Annotated in this window: 13 protein-coding genes; 6 read left to right on the top strand and 7 right to left on the bottom strand. The window is 57.7% G+C overall.

The features are described from left to right. The first annotated feature begins 115 nt into the window (after positions 1–115). The gene (locus FOV68_RS19125) at positions 116–1,801 is read left to right on the top strand and encodes an alpha-amylase family glycosyl hydrolase (RefSeq protein WP_143991362.1); all 1,686 of its coding nucleotides are present in this window, start codon (positions 116–118) and stop codon (positions 1,799–1,801) included. On the opposite strand, the gene FOV68_RS19120 is transcribed toward FOV68_RS19125, so the two are convergent. Together FOV68_RS19120 and bioH are read right to left on the bottom strand one after the other, a co-directional pair. Beyond that, positions 1,802–2,071 carry a YdgH/BhsA/McbA-like domain containing protein gene (locus FOV68_RS19120; RefSeq protein ID WP_010253187.1) on the bottom strand — a complete coding sequence of 90 codons (270 nt, stop codon included), beginning with the start codon at positions 2,069–2,071 and terminating at the stop codon, positions 1,802–1,804. Positions 2,072–2,241: 170 nt separating this feature from the next. Beyond that, positions 2,242–3,018, bottom strand: a complete 777-nt coding sequence (gene bioH / locus FOV68_RS19115; RefSeq protein WP_143991361.1) for a pimeloyl-ACP methyl ester esterase BioH — start codon at positions 3,016–3,018, stop codon at positions 2,242–2,244. A gap of 34 nt (positions 3,019–3,052) precedes the next feature. On the opposite strand from bioH, the gene gntX reads away from it, so the two are divergent. Both gntX and nfuA read left to right on the top strand, forming a co-directional pair. After that, a complete protein-coding gene (gene gntX, locus FOV68_RS19110) occupies positions 3,053–3,733 on the top strand; it encodes a DNA utilization protein GntX (protein ID WP_143991360.1) in 681 nt (226 codons plus the stop codon). 58 nt (positions 3,734–3,791) lie between these two features. Then, complete coding sequence (gene nfuA, locus FOV68_RS19105) at positions 3,792–4,367, top strand: Fe-S biogenesis protein NfuA (protein WP_010253194.1); 576 nt, start codon at positions 3,792–3,794, stop codon at positions 4,365–4,367. 34 nt (positions 4,368–4,401) lie between these two features. Here the strand turns inward: nfuA and malQ are convergent, their stop codons facing one another. The 5 genes from malQ to glpE form a co-directional block, all read right to left on the bottom strand. After that, the gene (malQ, locus tag FOV68_RS19100) at positions 4,402–6,483 is read right to left on the bottom strand and encodes a 4-alpha-glucanotransferase (RefSeq protein ID WP_143991359.1); all 2,082 of its coding nucleotides are present in this window, start codon (positions 6,481–6,483) and stop codon (positions 4,402–4,404) included. A gap of 9 nt (positions 6,484–6,492) precedes the next feature. Then, the gene (gene malP / locus FOV68_RS19095; RefSeq protein ID WP_143991358.1) at positions 6,493–8,898 is read right to left on the bottom strand and encodes a maltodextrin phosphorylase; all 2,406 of its coding nucleotides are present in this window, start codon (positions 8,896–8,898) and stop codon (positions 6,493–6,495) included. Positions 8,899–9,053: 155 nt separating this feature from the next. Then, on the bottom strand, positions 9,054–9,812 hold the full coding sequence (locus FOV68_RS19090) for a DeoR/GlpR family transcriptional regulator (protein ID WP_010253201.1): 759 nt from the start codon (positions 9,810–9,812) through the stop codon (positions 9,054–9,056). Positions 9,813–9,843: 31 nt separating this feature from the next. After that, positions 9,844–10,665, bottom strand: coding sequence for a rhomboid family intramembrane serine protease GlpG (gene glpG / locus FOV68_RS19085; protein WP_064704138.1), 822 nt, complete (start codon positions 10,663–10,665; stop codon positions 9,844–9,846). A 29-nt stretch (positions 10,666–10,694) separates the two neighbouring features. Next, positions 10,695–11,021, bottom strand: coding sequence for a thiosulfate sulfurtransferase GlpE (glpE, locus tag FOV68_RS19080; protein ID WP_052270778.1), 327 nt, complete (start codon positions 11,019–11,021; stop codon positions 10,695–10,697). Between the two features lie 227 nt (positions 11,022–11,248). Between glpE and glpD the strand changes: the two genes are divergently transcribed. The 3 genes from glpD (at position 11,249) to FOV68_RS19060 (ending at position 15,646) form a co-directional block, all read left to right on the top strand. Continuing rightward, complete coding sequence (glpD, locus tag FOV68_RS19070; protein ID WP_010671548.1) at positions 11,249–12,754, top strand: glycerol-3-phosphate dehydrogenase; 1,506 nt, start codon at positions 11,249–11,251, stop codon at positions 12,752–12,754. A 376-nt stretch (positions 12,755–13,130) separates the two neighbouring features. After that, a complete protein-coding gene (gene mdcA, locus FOV68_RS19065; protein WP_143991357.1) occupies positions 13,131–14,786 on the top strand; it encodes a malonate decarboxylase subunit alpha in 1,656 nt (551 codons plus the stop codon). Then, positions 14,786–15,646 (top strand): triphosphoribosyl-dephospho-CoA synthase, encoded by an 861-nt coding sequence (locus tag FOV68_RS19060; protein WP_143991356.1) that lies wholly within the window; start codon positions 14,786–14,788, stop codon positions 15,644–15,646. The genes mdcA and FOV68_RS19060 overlap by 1 nt, the downstream gene beginning before the upstream one ends. Positions 15,647–15,651 lie beyond the last annotated feature (5 nt).

Raw genomic sequence — 15,651 nt, 5'->3', positions numbered from 1 at the left:
CCACTGCCTGGCCCCCTCTTCACACCCCTCTCCCCGGTTGAAAATCCCCGCCATCGCGCTACGCTAAAAAGACGCCTGTCATAAAAACAACACCTGCTGTGGCACCCAATTCACGATGGAAACGATCACCGATCTGATTGATAAGATTTATGCTGGCACATTTCCGGAGGCGACCTTTGCGCGCCTGCTGGCTGACATCGCCACAGCCCGCGAGGCCATTAAGCTGCCGCGCAAGGCACACTGGGATGAGCAGGATGTGGTGCTGATCACCTATGCCGATCAGTTTCGCGAAGCCGATAAACCCACGCTCAGCACCTTTTCCCGGTTCTATCAGCAGCACCTCCAATCCACGTTTCCGCTGGTTCACCTGCTACCCTTTTTCCCCTGGTCGTCCGATGACGGCTTTTCGGTGATTGATTACCATCAGGTCGATCCGCTGTGCGGCGACTGGCAGGATATCGCGCGGCTGCATCAGGAAACCCGGCTGATGTTCGACTTTGTCTGCAACCATATGTCGGCACACAGCGCCTGGTTCAGCCACTTCCTGGCGCAGGATCCCGGCTGGGACGATTTCTTTATCAGTATGCCGCCCGCCACCGATCTCAGCGCCGTGACGCGTCCGCGCACCTCGCCGCTGCTGACGCCGTTTAAAATGGCGGATGGCGATACCCGCTTTATCTGGACCACCTTCAGCGCCGACCAGATCGACCTCAACTTTGCCAATCCTGAGGTGCTGCTGCGCATGGTCAATGTGCTGCTCGACTACCTGAAACGCGGCGCTGACTATGTGCGTCTCGATGCGGTCGGATACATGTGGAAAACGCCCGGCACACGCTGTATTCATCTGGAAAAGACCCATCAGCTGGTGAAGCTGTTTCGCGCTATTGCCGACCAGGTTGCGCCAGGCACGGTGATTATCACCGAGACCAACGTGCCGCATCAGGACAACATCAGCTATCTGGGCAACGGGCACGATGAGGCGCAGATGGTCTATCAGTTTTCGCTGCCGCCGCTGGTGCTGCATGCGATTCACACCGGCTCGGCGCGCGCCCTGCGGCAGTGGGCGAGCGCTCTGGATCTCAGCAGCAACGACACCACCTTTTTCAACTTCCTGGCGTCACACGACGGCATCGGCCTTAATCCGGCACGCGGCATTTTGTCTGAAGTGGAGATTGTCGCGCTGGTGCGCGATCTGGCGCTGGAAGGCGCGCTGGTCTCCTATAAAAACAACCCTGACGGCACCACCAGCCCCTATGAAATCAACGTCACCTATCTGGATGCGCTCAACCGTGAAGACGACGACGACGCCACGCGGCTGAAACGTTTTTTGCTGGCCCATGCGATTCTGCTGGTCTTTCCCGGCGTGCCTGCCATCTATATCCAGAGCATTCTGGGTGGTCGTAACCATTACGATGGCGTGCGCGCCGCCGGACACAACCGGGCGATTAATCGGCAGAAGTATGATTTACAGCAGATAGAAACGGATCTGGCGGGCGGTAACTGGCTGCGCCAGCAGGTCTATACCCGGCTCGGCCAGCTGATTCAGCTGCGTCGTCGCCAGCCTGCGTTTCACCCGGATAATCCGATGACGCTTTATGAGAGCGAAAACGCCGTGCTGGTGCTCAGACGTCATCAGCCAGAAAGCGGTGACGGGCTGCTGTGCGTGTTTAATCTCAGTGGACGATCAGTGGAAACGCAATTGCCGGTGGCGCATACGTTGCAGGATGTGGTGAGCGGAGAGAAAATTGATGGCACCCAGCCGGTTAAGCTGGATGCCTGGCAGTTCATGTGGCTACGTTAATTACTTGTACACTTCAGCCGTTGCGCTGAATTTGCCGTGTTCGCGACCCGCGATCACCAGGTAATATTTACCGCCTTTTTCGTCAGCGAGCTGCGACAGCACTTTTTTAGCATCCATTGGCGAGGTGGTTTCCGCCGTGGTGTTAACGGTGCCAATCTTCTGCAGGTTCATTGTCTTAACTTCTTCTTTGGTGACTTCCTTCGCTGCCATCGCAGAAAATGAAATCGCGCCCATCATCATTGAAGCCACAACCCATTTAAAAACCTTCATTATGTTTACCCTCATTCATGATCCATTGTGAGATGTAAGCAGCCGCTAAACGCGTAAGGCAGTATGGAACGGCATAGTCATTTCCATGACTAATCACATAAAATTGCAACGGCCTCGCTCACAGAGAGAAGTATTGCTGCTGTCTGCGATTTTGCCAGTTCAAAGCGTCATTATCCCGGCAGATTACTGATAAAATTAACAATATGCTGGCAAAAGCTCTCAGGATGGGAAATAAAAGGCGCATGTGCGGCTTTTTCAATAACCACTGAGGGCGATGCTGGCAACATTTCATCTATCTCCGCCGCAATCCGGCGCGGCACCAGGCCATCTAACGCGCCATAGAGCCGCAGGAACGGCAGCGTAATTTGCGGTAACGCGTCGCGCAGATCGACCTGGCGCAGAATCTCCAGTCCGCCATCCAGCACCGCCACCTCCGGCATCGGCTGCGACAGCACCACCTCTTTCAGCTGCCGCGCATCGGCGCGAGCCGTTTCGGTACCCAGCGTCTGCAGCGCCAGAAAGCGCTCCACCGTACGCTGGAAATCGTTGCTGAGCATCTGCTGAAAGTTCTGCAGCGTCTCCGGTTTAATGCCGAGCCAGCTCTCTGTGGCGGTGAAACAGGGCGACGACGCAACGGTGATCAGTGCAGCCAGTTTTTCTGGCGCACTCAGCGCCAGCTGCGTCGCCACCAGTCCGCCCAGCGACCAGCCGACCACAATCGCCTGCGGTGGCAGCGCAGGCAGCAACTGCGCTGCCATCTGCTCCAGCGTCAGCGCACCGAAATGCCGGCTGCGGCCATAGCCGGGCAGATCGACCAGATGCAGGCGATAGTGCGCGCTGAGTCGCGGAATTATGCTTTGCCAGACTTCGGCATTCAGTCCCCATCCGTGCAGCAGCACAAGATCGCGTTTTCCTTCTCCGCAGGTGTGCCAGTAGAGCGACGTCATCAGTTACTATCCCGAAAATGATAAGGAGGTCGCTATGCTAGCAATGCCCGCCCTGTGTTGGCTATGCCGGATGCCGTTGCGGATAGCCCGGCACGGCATCTGCAGCTTATGTCTGCGCGGATTACCGCCGTTACCGCTGCTCTGTCCGCGCTGCGGATTGCCGGCAGGTTCAGCAAAGGTCGCCTGTGGCCGCTGCCAGCTTAAACCGCCCGCCTGGCAGGCGCTGGTCTGCGTCAATGACTATTGTCCGCCGTTCAGCCAGTGGGTTAACCAGCTTAAATTTTCTCACATAACCGCACTCAGAGTGATGCTGGCGCGGCTGCTTTTGCTAAGCTGGCTTAATGTTTACCGGCGTGGCAGTGTGCCGCGTCCCGATCTGCTGCTGCCGGTTCCGCTGCATCGGCGTCGACGCTGGCAGCGTGGCTTTAATCAGACGGTATTACTGGCCGCACCGCTGGTGCACTGGCTGGGATGTGAATGGCGCGAAGGTCTTTCCCGCAAGCGCGGGGGCGCATTACAGCATCAGCTCAGCGCCCGCCAGCGCCGCACCAACTTACGGGGTGCTTTCCGCCTTGAAATGGCGGTGCAGGGACGCCATATCGCTCTGCTGGATGACGTCATTACCACCGGCAGTACGGTAGATGAAATCAGCCGCCTGTTAATAGCCCAGGGTGCCGCCAGCGTGCAGGTCTGGTGCCTGTGCCGTACCTTGTAGAGCGTCTTTGATGGGCGTATTATAACCAACTAAATTAGTCAACTATTGAGCAATCGACATGATCCGAATTACTGACTCTGCCCAGGAACATTTTTCTAAACTGCTATCCAAACAAGAAGATGGCACCCAGATTCGCGTATTCGTGATTAACCCGGGTACGCCAACAGCCGAGTGTGGCGTCTCTTACTGTCCGCCCGATGCCGTTGAAGCTACTGACACCGAACTGAAGTTCGAAAAGCTCTCTGCTTACGTTGATGAACTGAGCAAGCCTTATCTGGAAGATGCTGAAATTGACTTCGTTACCGACAACCTCGGTTCGCAGCTGACGCTGAAAGCGCCGAATGCCAAAATGCGTAAAGTCTCTGATGATGCGCCAATGGTTGAGCGCGTTGAGTATCTGCTTCAGGCGCAGATCAACCCACAGCTGGCCGGCCATGGCGGTCGCGTGTCGCTGATGGAGATCACCGATGAGGGCTACGCCATTCTGCAGTTTGGCGGCGGCTGTAACGGCTGTTCGATGATCGACGTGACCCTGAAAGATGGTATCGAGAAAGAGCTGCTGGCCGCCTTCCCGGAACTCAAAGGCGTGCGGGATATTACTGAGCATCAGCGCGGTGAACACTCGTTCTACTGATGTTAAGCGCGGCAGCATGGCTGCCGCGCTTCTGTTATTGCCCTTTCTGTCCTGACTGACGCTGCTGGCTGACCACCTTCAGCAGTGCATTCACTTCCTTGTCCGCAAAGATCTCCTCCAGCGTTTTGCTCAGCTTGCGTCGCCAGTTAGGGTACTGATCCACCGTGCCCGGGACGTTGACCGGCGTGGTCATACCGAGCCAGTCCTCAGGCTGCAGGCCAAGCAGCGCACTGTCGGTATCCGCCAGGAAGCGATGTATTGCCCGATTCAGCGCAGGCGTCATGGCGAGCTTCTCCGCCTTCTTCTGGCTGCGTGCCGGTAAGGCACCCGCCTGATGCAGCGCATCCAGCAGCGCCTGCTTCTGCGCGGCGCGCTGCTGATGTAACGCTTTCACCGCATCGCCCGGATAGAGGCCAATCTTCTCCCCCAGCGCCAGGTCGCCCTGCTCCCAGAAACCGGTCAGCGTAGGCAGATCGTGCGTACTGGCGCTGGCGATCGACTGGCGCGGATAGTCCTGCGGCGCGCGATAGCGCTCATCCTTCTCCTGCTCAAACCAGAGCACCTTCCATGAAAAGACGCCACTTTTACGCAGCAGGCTGACAATCTCCTGGGGCACGGTGCCCAGGTCTTCGCCAATCACCATGCAGCGCAGCCGGTGGCTCTCCAGCGCCAGGATGCCCAACAGATCGTTGACCGGATAGGCCACATAGGCGCCTTTATCCGCCGTCTCCCCGGCAGGCACCCACCACAGACGCAGCAGTGACATCACATGGTCGATGCGCAACGCGCCGCAGTCGCGCATGTTGGCGCGCAGCATGTCGATAAATGGCTGGTAGCCGCGCGCCTTCATTACGTGCGGATCCATCGGCGGTAAGCCCCAGTTTTGTCCCAGCGGACCGAGACGGTCAGGCGGCGCACCTACCGAGGCCTTGAGGCGGTAAAGCTCCGGGTCGTGCCAGGTTTCCGCGCTGCCTTCCGCCACGCCCACCGCAAGGTCACGATAGAGTCCGACGCTCATACCCAGCGCCTGACTGTGCGTCCAGCAGCCAGAGAACTGCTGCTGCGCCAGCCATTGCAGCCACTGCCAGAAAGCGATCTCCTCTTCATGCTGTGCACACCACTGCTGCACCTCCGGCAACTGGCTGTTGCGCCACGCTTCCGGCCACGCAGGCCAGCCGCCCTGCTGCGCCTTGTCTGCCTGCCGCTCCAGCTGTATGCCGTCGTAGGCGGCCTGATAACGCAGGCTGTCACCGCCTTCACGCACAAAGGCCGCCCAGGATTGATGCTCTTCGCTCTGGCTGTCTCGCGCCTGAAAGTGCGCCCAGGCGTGCCGCAGCGCAGCGAGCTTAAGCGCCATTACAGCCTCGTAGTCAACCAGCTCCGCCTCACGCGCTTTGGTCAGCGCCTTCCGGGTTCTGGCGCTTTTCCACCACTTCTGTGCCGCCGCGCTTTGCTGAAAATCGGCGACCTGACTGACGTCGATATAGATTACGTTCAGCCAGCGGCGCGACGACGGGCTGTACGGACTGGCGAAACCGGCGCTGGCGGGATAGAGCGCATGCAGCGGATTCAGCCCGACGAAATCGCCACCGCGCTCAGCCAGCTGCACCAGCAACTGGTCGAGATCGCCGAAGTCGCCGATGCCCCAGTTCTGTTCAGAGCGCACGGTGTAGAGCTGCACCAGCGCACCCCAGCGTTTTTCCCCCGCCTCCAGCGCCGGAGGCAGATAGCAGCGGCGCGGCGCGACGATAATCCGCGTCTGCCAGCTTTTTTTGCCCTTACTGAGTGTGAGCTGGTGGTACCCCTGCGCCAGCGGGCCAGGCAGCGTAAAAGGCTCACCGGCGGTTAACTCGCCGCTGTGCTGTTTGCCGTTTTCAGTCTGCAACTGCCAGCGGTAAACGCCGCTGCCCTGTGGCGTCAGCTGTCGCTTGCCACTGCCGCTGAATACCGCGACCGGCGGCAGCGGCGATTTTTTTGCGTCCTGCGGATCGTCCATCACCGCCAGCAGCGCCTGCAGGGTCTCATCGCTGATCGCCTCTTTCTCGCCATTGACGTTGATGTAGTCCAGTGAAATTCCCGCGGCACGAGCGGCCTGACCGAGTGAATGTTGCTTCATTGCTGCTCCTTAGCGCGGTGCCTGCCAGATACGTTGCTGATAGTCACGAATTGACCGGTCCGAACTGAACATGCCGGTTCGTGCCGTATTGAGGATGGCGGCGCGGGTCCAGCCTTCCGGGTCGTGCCACAGGGCTTCCACCCGTTGCTGCGCCTCGATATAGGCCTGGAAATCGGCCAGCACCAGCCAGGGATCGCCATGTTTCGTCAGGCTCTCCAGCATCAGGTCAAACGCATGTTTATCCCCGTTGCTGAATTTGCCCTTCTCCAGCGATTTCAGTAAATCGTCCAGCGGCTTGTTCTGCTTACGCACCTTTTTCGGGTTATAGCCTTTCGCCTTGAGCGCTTTGACCTCATCCACGGTGTGACCAAAGATAAAGATATTCTCCTCACCCACCTGTTCGGCAATCTCGACATTGGCGCCATCCAGCGTGCCAATCGTCAGCGCACCGTTCAGCGCCAGCTTCATGTTGCCGGTGCCGGAGGCTTCATATCCGGCGGTGGAGATCTGCTCTGAGAGATCGGCCGCCGGGATCATCAGTTCGGCCACGGTGATGCGGTAGTCGGGGATGAACACCACTTTGAGTCTGTCACCAACGCGTGGATCGTTGTTCACCACCTCCGCCACCTTGTTAATGGCGTAAATGATATTTTTGGCGAGGTAATAGCCGGGCGCCGCTTTGGCCCCGAACAGGAACACGCGTGGCGTGAAGGTGACATCCTCCGGGTTATTACAGAGCTTCTGATAGCAGTAAAGGATATGCAGCAGGCTGAGGTGCTGGCGCTTGTACTCATGCAGCCGTTTGATCTGCACATCGAACAGCGCGGCCGGGTTCACGATAATCCCCGTGTGGCGGGCGATATACTCCGTGAGCTGCGCTTTGTTCTGCTGTTTGATGCTGCGATAGCGCTGACGAAAAACCTGATCGTCGGCATAGGCCTCCAGACCGCTTAACGCCTCAAGGTTATTGGCCCACTCGGTTTTCAGCGTCTCATCAATCAGCCCGGCCAGCGCCGGATTACACTGCTTCAGCCAGCGGCGCGGTGTGATGCCGTTGGTGACGTTGTAGAATTTCTGCGGCCAGAGCTGGTGATATTCCGGGAAAAGATCGCTGACCACCAGGCGTGAGTGCAGCGCCGCCACGCCGTTGACCGCAAACCCGCTGACGACGCAGAGATTGGCCATCCGCACCTGACCGTCAGCGACCACCGCCAGCTTGTGCCACATCGCTTTGTCATCCGGCCAGCGCTGCTTCACCTGCTTTTTCAGCCGCTGGTTGATCTCTTTGATGATCAGCATATGGCGCGGCAGCAGACTGCGCATAAGCTTCTCATCCCAGCGCTCCAGCGCCTCCGGCATCAGCGTGTGGTTGGTGTAAGCAAACAACCGGCTGGTGATCTGCCACGCCTCATCCCAGCTCAGCTGATGCTCATCCAGCAGCACGCGCAGCATCTCCGGGATGGCGATAGTGGGATGCGTATCGTTGAGCTGAATCACTTCAAAGTCAGGCAGGCTGTGAATGCTGCGTCCCGCCAGATGGTGACGACGCAGGATATCCGCCACCGCACAGGCGCACTGAAAATATTGCTGCATCAGGCGCAGCCGCTTGCCGGCCTGATGGTTGTCATTGGGATAGAGCACTTTGGTCAGTTTTGCCGCCTCGATGCCCGGCTGCTCCGCCTGCAGAAAATTACCGTCGTTAAACGCCGTGAGATCAAACGGATGCGCACTCACTGCCTGCCACAGGCGCAGCGGCAGCGTCACACCGTTGCGATAGCCGGTTACCGGCAAATCCCAGGCCTCGCCGCGCAGCGTAAAATCGGGCAGCCAGCTTACACTGCCGTTTTCCTGCTTTTCTACCCGGCCACCCATCGCGACTTCCACATCCAGCGCCGCGTTGTGGCGGAACCAGGGATAGCGCTCACGCTGCCAGTCATCGGGCGCTTCAATCTGCTGGCCATCATCGAAAGACTGGCGAAACAGGCCGTACTGGTAGTTCAGTCCGTGGCCGGTAGCGGACTGCCCCACCGTTGCCATCGAATCCATGTAGCAGGCGGCCAGTCGCCCCAGCCCGCCGTTGCCCAGCGCCGGATCGACCTCCTGCTCCAGCAGTTCCGTCAAATCGAACTCGTGCTCAGCCAGCGCCGCTTTGACGTCGTTATACCAGCCGAGATTGAGCAGGTTGTTGCCGGTCAGACGGCCAATCAGAAACTCCATCGAGAGGTAATTAACGTGACGCTGCCGCACAGCCGGACGCGGTGCCGGTTGCGCGTCCAGTAGCTCCGCCAGCGCGGCGCTGACCGCCTGCCACGCCTGGTGCGGGGTCATCTGCTGGGCGGAACGGAGACTTAACTGTTGCCACTGGCGGGTAAAGGCGGCATTAAAACGGGCTTTGTTAAATTTTTGCTGCGGCATATCACTCCCTTCTGTTACGCAATGAGGTGAAGCAAAAATAGAAAGCGCACGGGCTGGCAACCGGGTGCCAGCAACCGTTAAGTAAAGACGGGAGTGAGGAAAAAAGCGACAGCAATCAAAGAAAAACGCCAGCCGGGAGGCTGGCGTGGCAGAAATCAGCAGAGTTCGAGATGAACCTCATGCTGCTCAATCACCTTCATTACGCTGGCAGGCGGCGTTTTGTCAGTGTAGAGGTAGTCAAGCAGACTCATGTTACCGAGGTTGACCATGGCGTTACGGCCAAACTTCGAATGATCCACCACCAGCATCACGCAGCGTGAATTTTCAATGATGGCGCGCTTGGTGCGGACTTCGTGATAGTCAAACTCCAGCAGCGAACCATCCATATCGATGCCGCTGATCCCCAGAATGCCGTAGTCGAGCCGGAACTGAGAAATAAAGTCGAGCGTCGCTTCACCCATTACCGCGCCATCGCGGGTCCGCACTTCACCGCCCGCGATAATGACCCGGAAATCGGGTTTATCCATCAGCAGCATCGCAACGTTAAGGTTATTGGTGACCACGCGCAAATCGCTGTGGTTGAGCAGCGCATGCGCCACCGCTTCCGGCGTGGTGCCGATATCGATAAACAGCGTGGCACCATCCGGGATCTGGCTGGCCACGCGCTGGGCAATCCGCGCTTTTTCCGCTGACCACATCATTTTACGGTCGTGCCAGGCGGTATTCTCAGAGCTGGAGGGAAGCGCTGCGCCGCCGTGGTGACGCTGAATTTTGTTCTGATCGGCCAGATCGTTGAGATCGCGACGAATGGTTTGCGGGCTGACCTCAAAATGATCCACCAGCTCCTCAGTACTGACATATCCCTGACGACGCACTAAATCGATAATCGCGTCATGACGTTGCGTCTGCTTCACGTTCCTCTCCTGTTAACCCGCATAATCCTGTCTAACGACGCGTGACTTTACGCGTATCCACCAGCGCCATCGCCAGTCCGACAACCAGACCGGCGACGTGCGCCGCGTTGGCAATGGCCAGACCAAAGACGCCAAACCAGCCAATCACCAGCCAGACCAGTGCAAAACCGATCAATCCCCGTTCAAGATAGACGCCGCTGTCGGGATCGCGCTCCCCGCGCAGCCAGCAGTAACCCATCAGGGCATAGACCACGCCCGACAGGCCACCAAACCAGATGCCGCTGAACTTCGCCTGCAGCCAGCCGCTGAGCAGAGCCGAAATCAGCAGGATGACAAAGAGTTTGCCGCTGCCAAGTCGCTTCTCAACCGCGCCGCCCAGATACCACCACCACATCAGATTAAACAGAATGTGCAGCAGTGAAAAGTGCAGCAGCGCATGGCTGAACCAGCGCCAGACCTGAAGATGCTGATCGGCATCCGGCCAGGAGAGCCACGCCATCACGGTACGATCGCCCATGACCTGCATCAGAATAAATATCGCGATGCAGAGCACCATCAGCGTCATGGTCAGCGGACCGGCACGCTCACGGATATTCGCCCAGATATTGCTGCGCTCATAGCGCAGGCCACTGTCGGTTTTTCCGCTGTGCCAGCTGGCGGCCTGATAACGCGGATGGTTAGGGTCGTGCAAAAACTGCTGAAGTTCGTTTTCGACCACTGAAATCTTGCTCTCATCATCCAGCATGATGACGTAGTGATTTTCATGCTCAATACGCAGCGTGATGCCCCGCGTTGCCATGTAGTCAACAAAGGCCTGCGCCATGCGGGGCTGATTAAATTGGGTAATGCGCATCAGTAACTCTCCATGTGACGAGCGGCAAACTATTCACTGCCGAGGGCAACCTGCTGAGGAAAGGCAGCACGCCAGGCATCAAAGCCGCCATCAATGCTGTACGCCGCGCTGAAGCCCTGTCCCAGCAGATATTGTGCCGCGCTTTTGCTGCTGTTGCCGTGATAGCACATCACCAGCACCGGCAGGCTGTGATCGGCACCAGTGACAAAATCGCTGAGGTTGCTGTTGGTCAGATGCAACGCGCCCGCCGCATGACCCAGGGCATAACTTTGCGGATCGCGGATATCTACCAGCAGCGCACCCTGCGCCAGACGCGCCTGCGCCTGCTGCACATCAATACATTCGAACGTTTCCATGGGATCTCTCATAACAGCGTCACAATAGCGCGTAGTGTAACCCGAGAATCCACGCCGATAACCTGACAATCGTTACGGCTATCGGTTTTTTTGGTGGGCAGAATGTTAGCTATATCACGCAAAAATGTTTTTACCTGGTTAAAAGCTGGCGTCAATGTTGGTTTGCGATTATGATTATGCTCGAAAACGAACATTAGTGAACTATTCCGAACATCGGAGGAGATGACGTGGAAACCAAAGACCTGATCGTGATCGGCGGCGGCATCAACGGTGCCGGCATTGCAGCAGACGCTGCAGGACGCGGACTGTCGGTGTTAATGCTGGAGGCGCGGGATCTGGCTTGCGCGACCTCCTCTGCCAGTTCAAAACTGATTCACGGCGGCTTGCGCTACCTTGAACATTACGAATTCCGTCTGGTCAGTGAAGCACTGGCCGAGCGTGAAGTGCTGCTGAAAATGGCTCCGCATCTGGCGTTCCCGATGCGCTTCCGTCTGCCGCACCGTCCGCATCTGCGTCCGGCGTGGATGATCCGCACCGGCCTGTTTATGTATGACCATCTTGGCAAGCGTACCAGTCTGCCAGGCAGCAAAAGTTTGCGATTTGGCGCGGATTCGGCCCTGAAGCCGGAAATTACGCGCGGATTCGAATATTCTGACTGCTGGGTCGATGATGCACGCATGGTGGTACTGAACGCACAGGAAGTCGTGAAGCGTGGTGGCGAAGTACGTACCCGCACCCGCGTGACCCGCGCCTGGCGTGAAGGCGGCCTGTGGAAGGTCGAAGCGGAAGATGTCGACAGCGGTAAAACCTTTACCTGGCAGGCGAAAGGCCTGGTCAATGCTGCCGGCCCGTGGGTCAAACAGCTATTCGACGACAGCCTGAAGCTGAAATCGCCTTACGGTATTCGCCTGATCAAGGGCAGCCACATCGTGGTGCCACGCGTTCATACCGAAAAGCAGGCTTACATCCTGCAGAACGAAGATAACCGCATCGTGTTTGTCATCCCGTGGATGGATGAGTTCTCCATCATCGGTACCACCGACGTGGAGTACAAAGGCGATCCGAAAAACGTCAATATTGATGACAGCGAGACCGACTATCTGCTGAAAGTGTTCAACGGACACTTTAAAAAGCAGCTGACCGCTGACGATATCGTCTGGTCCTATTCCGGTGTCCGTCCGCTGTGTGATGACGAATCCGATTCGCCGCAGGCGATCACGCGTGATTACACCCTGGATGTGCGCGACGATAATGGTCAGGCTCCGCTGCTGTCGGTGTTTGGCGGCAAGCTGACCACCTACCGTAAGCTGGCAGAACATGCGCTGGAGAAACTGGCGAAGTACTACCCGAACGCGGGGCCGGCATGGACGAAGAACTGCGTGTTGCCAGGCGGAAATATCTCCGGCACCCGTGAAGATTACGCGGCCAGCCTGCGTCGTCGCTATCCGTTCATCAGTGAAAATATGGCGCGCCACTTCTCGCGCACCTACGGCAGCAGTACTGAAACCCTGCTGGCTGGCGCGAAAAGCCTGGACGATCTGGGTGAGAACTTCGGTCACGAGTTTTACGAAGCAGAGTTACGCTACCTGGTGCAGCATGAGTGGGTTCGTGAGCTGGATGATGCTATCTGGCGTCGTACCAAACAGGGCATGTGGCTGACCAAAGAGCAGCAGGCGCGAGTTACCGAATGGCTGGCAGCGAAAGCCAAACCCGCACTGTCACTGGCTTCATAAACTGTCCTAAGTAAAGCATCAGAAAGCAGGCTTCGGCCTGCTTTTTTTATGTCTGCGATAGCGGGTCGGTGTATCCGGGTGCTGATCCGACAGGTTGCTCTTTTCAGCGTTTAGCAGAGTTTATTTTTGTACGACGTACTTTTTATTAAAAATGCCAGGCTCACACCATTCTTTATACAGAAATCCGTTTATGCGATCACATTTTTGGTCAGCGCCTAAACTCAACTCTTTCTGCTTCGCATATCAAAACGTTCACATCCTATTGTTACTGTAAATATAACGTTCAGGCTTTTTGCTTAATTGAACGACGTCATCAGAAAGCACAAACTTTCCTCAGTAAAAACGAAACAACCGTTATTTTAATCAGGAGGTTGAAATGAACACAGGCCAAACGCCTGCCCGGGAATGGAACACGCGCCGCAGTGAAAAAGCGCGTCGTCTGGCATCCTTCCCTGTTGATGGCAAAGTCATTCCTACTGAAAGAGCTGTAGAAGCATTCGAAAAACTGATTGCACCGGGTGACCGGGTGGTACTGGAAGGGAATAATCAGAAGCAGGCCGATTTTTTATCGCGCACCCTGGCTGAGGTTAATCCGGCGAAAGTACACGACCTGCATATGATTATGCCGAGCGTCGGCCGCAGTGAGCATCTGGATATTTTCGAAAAAGGCATTGCCCGTAAACTCGACTTCTCTTTTTCCGGTCCGCAAAGTCTGCGTATTTCTCAGTTGTTAGAAGACGGGCAGCTGGAAATAGGCGCAATCCACACCTATATCGAACTCTATTCCCGCCTCTATGTCGATCTGAGTCCAAACGTCGCGCTGATTGCCGGCTATAAAGCTGACCGCAAAGGCAACCTTTACACCGGCCCGAGTACAGAAGATACGCCTGCCCTGGTGGAAGCCGCCGCGTTCCGTGACGGTATCGTGATTGCCCAGGTGAATGAGCTGGTCGATGACGAGACCGACCTGCCCCGCGTCGATATTCCCGGCTCCTGGATCGATTACATCGTCGTAGCCGATAAACCTTTCTTTATCGAACCGCTGTTTACCCGCGATCCGCGCCTGATTAAGCAGGAACATATCCTGATGGCGATGATGGCGATTAAAGGCATTTACGCCGAACATCAGGTGCAGTCACTTAACCACGGTATCGGTTTTAACACCGCCGCGATCGAACTGCTGCTGCCCACCTACGGCGAACAACTTGGCCTGAAAGGCAAAATCTGTAAGCACTGGACCCTTAACCCGCATCCGACGCTGATCCCGGCGATTGAGAGCGGCTGGGTTGAGAGCGTGCACTGCTTCGGTGGCGAACTGGGCATGGAGGAGTACATTCGCGCCCGTCCCGATATCTTCTTCACCGGCAGCGACGGCTCTATGCGCTCTAACCGCGCCTTCTGTCAGCTGGCAGGTCAGTATGCGGTGGATATGTTTATCGGTGCCACCCTGCAGGTTGATGGCCTGGCAAACTCCTCAACCGTGACCCGTGGTCGCCTTTCCGGTTTCGGCGGTGCGCCTAACATGGGCCACGATCCGCACGGCCGACGTCATGCCACGCCTGCATGGCTCAATATGATCACAGAACCGGATCCGATGCAGCGCGGTAAAAAGCTGGTGGTTCAGATGGTGGAAACCTTCCAGGCCGGTGCCAAACCGACCTTTGTTGAAACGCTAGATGCCGTTGAAGTGGCGCAATCGACCGGTATGCCGCTGGCACCGGTGATGATCTATGGCGATGACGTCACCCACGTGCTGACCGAAGAGGGGATTGCCTATCTCTATCGCGCGGAAAGCCTTGAAGAGCGCCGTGCGATGGTCGCTGCGGTAGCCGGCATCACCGATATCGGCCTTGGCGTCGATGCGGCGCGCGTGGCGGCCCTGCGTAAAAGCGGCAAAGTGGTCTATCCGGAAGATATGGGCATTCGTCGTTCAGATGCGACCCGCTCACTGCTCGCCGCCAGCAGCGTCTCTGACCTGGTGGAATGGTCGGGTGGTCTTTATAACCCACCGGCAAAATTCCGGAGCTGGTAATGAAACTTCTGTCGCAGACTCAAACCGAGGCGCAGGCCAGTCAGCTGGCGACGATTGCGCGCGATTGTCTGACCGATGAAGCGCGGCTAACCCCCAAGCCGGGTCTGGTAGACAGTCGGGGAAACGGCGCGCATCAGGACCTGACACTGGCGCTGATGGAGCGTTCCGCTCACAGCCTTGTGCCGACCTTTCTGGCGCTGGCCCGTCACAGCTGGCTGCGCCCTGCTGATATTGCCCTGCGCGAAACGGTGGGTCGGCTGGGCCGTGACGGTGAACAGCAGATGATGGCGGCAACCGGCGGCGTCAACACCCATCGGGGTGCGATCTGGGCGCTGGGACTGTTGGTCAGTGCTGCAGCCATGCACGGTGGCGCGGCCAGTGCCGACCAGCTGACCCGCACCGCAGCCGCGCTGGCCAGCCTGCCGGACCGCGCCGCGCCAAAACTGTTCAGCAAAGGGTTAAAAGCGACGCACCGCTATCAGGTGCCCGGCGCACGCGAAGAGGCGCAACAGGCGTTTCCTCACGTGATGAAGCTGGCGCTGCCACAGCTGCTGACAAGTCGTGCAACGGGTGCCAGTGAAAGCGAAGCCCGCCTTGATGCGCTGATGGCGATCATGACCTCGCTCAGCGATACCTGCGTGCTGTCACGGGCCGGTATGACCGGACTGAAAGCGATGCAGCAGGGAGCACGCGCCGTGCTGCTGTCTGGCGGCTGTCGCACAGCAGGCGGCCAGAAGGCGCTGGCGCAGCTCGACCAGCGCATGCTGTCGCTCAACGCTTCGCCTGGCGGGGCCGCCGATTTGCTGGCCGCGACGCTGTTCATTGATCGGGTCTGTTCACCTGAACATTCTTATTTCTAGAGGCC

It is taken from the genome of Pantoea sp. paga (assembly GCF_007558755.1).
Taxonomy (GTDB): domain Bacteria; phylum Pseudomonadota; class Gammaproteobacteria; order Enterobacterales; family Enterobacteriaceae; genus Pantoea; species Pantoea agglomerans.
This window is presented reverse-complemented; position numbering and strand designations above follow the sequence as displayed.